We start from the raw sequence: 1,367 nt of genomic DNA on the forward strand, positions 1-1,367 counted from the left end.
GCCAGTGCGGCGGAGTCCGCCGGGCCGCGCCATGGGCGCAGGACGGCGCCCCGGGCCGGGCGTGCGGGCGTCGTGCGTTCACCGGTCGTCCGTGCGGGGGTCGCCACCCGGCCATCGTGCGTCCACCCGCGCGCTCCCGCTCGGCCGGGGCCGCGGTAGCGGGTTCAGGACCGCAGGAAGGCGTCGATCTCCGCGGCGAACGGCTCCGGGTCGAGCAGCAGCTCCAGGTGGCCGCCGGGGTAGCGGCTGATCCGGGAGCGGCGGATCCCGCGGTGCAGCATCGTGGCGTTGCCGCGCGGGACGATCGGGTCGTCGTCGCCGGCGATGATCAGGGTGTCCGCGGTGATCGCCGGCAGCAGCGGCAGGCTGGTCCAGCCCGAGAGCGCCATCAGCTGGTAGTAGTAGCCGCGCATCGGGCCGCGCCGGGCCCCCGCGCCGAGCGCCTCCGCGGCCCGTTCCGGGTGGTCGCGCAGCGAGCCGCCGTAGATGCGGGCGGCGACGGCGTCGACGTAGGACGGGTCCTGGTGACGCTTCGGCGAGGTCATGACCGCCATCACCCGCGGCGACGCCGGGATCATCAGCGCCCCCGGACCGGTCGCGGCCAGCACGAGCTTGCGCACCCGGCGGCGACGGCTGATGGCCAGCTGCTGGGCCAGCATCCCGCCCCAGGAGAACCCCAGGACGTCGGCCTCCCGCACGCCCAGCTTGGTCAGCACCTGCCCGAGCCGGTGCGCCATCCACGTCAGGTGGTACGGCATCCGCGGCACCGCCGACCCGCCGATGCCCGGCGGGTCGAACCGGATGACGTCGAGGTCCGCGGGCAGCGCCGCGACCAGCGGGTCGAGCACGTCGGTGGCGGCGCCGATGCCGTTGCACAACAGCAGCGGGGTGCGGCGGGGGCCCGGGCCGGAGGCGGGGCGACGCACGACGCGCAGGGCACGGCCGCCGACGAGCACGTCGTGCTCCTCGAGGCCCGCGCCGCCGACGGGCCGGGAGCTGGAAGTGGTCATCACCGCCGAGCCTAGGTGCCGCGGCCGGGCGGTGGGGTCCGGACAGCCCCGGGTGTGATGATCCCGGACCCCACCCTCAGACCGGGGCGGTCTCGCCCAGGTAGGTCCCCGGAGCCGGGAACACCGGGCGCAGGCGACGCCCGCCCAGCTCCGGGGGCGCGTCGCGCATCGTGCCGGAGCGTTCGACCAGCCAGGCGGCCAGGTCGTCCCACCAGGAGCCCTCCACGGCCTCGGCCCGGGCCCGCCAGCGCTGCGCCACGCCGTCGCCGGTGGAGCAGGGTGCCGCGCGGAACCCGGTCGCCACCGACGGCGGCGCGATCAGCGCGCCCGCCTGGTCGCCGGGGGCCAGGACGAGCC

General features: G+C 77.2%; 1 protein-coding gene and 1 pseudogene. Both read right to left on the reverse strand.

Going from position 1 to position 1,367, the window contains the following annotated elements; translation table 11 throughout:
- Positions 1–164: 164 nt before the first annotated feature.
- Positions 165–1,010: an alpha/beta fold hydrolase gene (locus tag GTW08_RS02790; protein WP_062404658.1), complete on the reverse strand. Its 846-nt coding sequence runs from the start codon at positions 1,008–1,010 to the stop codon at positions 165–167.
- Positions 1,011–1,086: 76 nt separating this feature from the next.
- A pseudogene (locus GTW08_RS02795) lies at positions 1,087–1,367 on the reverse strand (hypothetical protein); the annotation flags it as partial.

The organism is Pseudonocardia sp. SID8383 (assembly GCF_009864975.1).
GTDB lineage: Bacteria > Actinomycetota > Actinomycetes > Mycobacteriales > Pseudonocardiaceae > Pseudonocardia > Pseudonocardia alni.

Coding starts and splice junctions, on each gene's coding strand:
- GTW08_RS02790 (WP_062404658.1), bottom strand. CDS start 1,010: ATGACCACTTCCAGCTCCCGGCCCGTCGGCGGCGCGGGCCTCGAGGAG.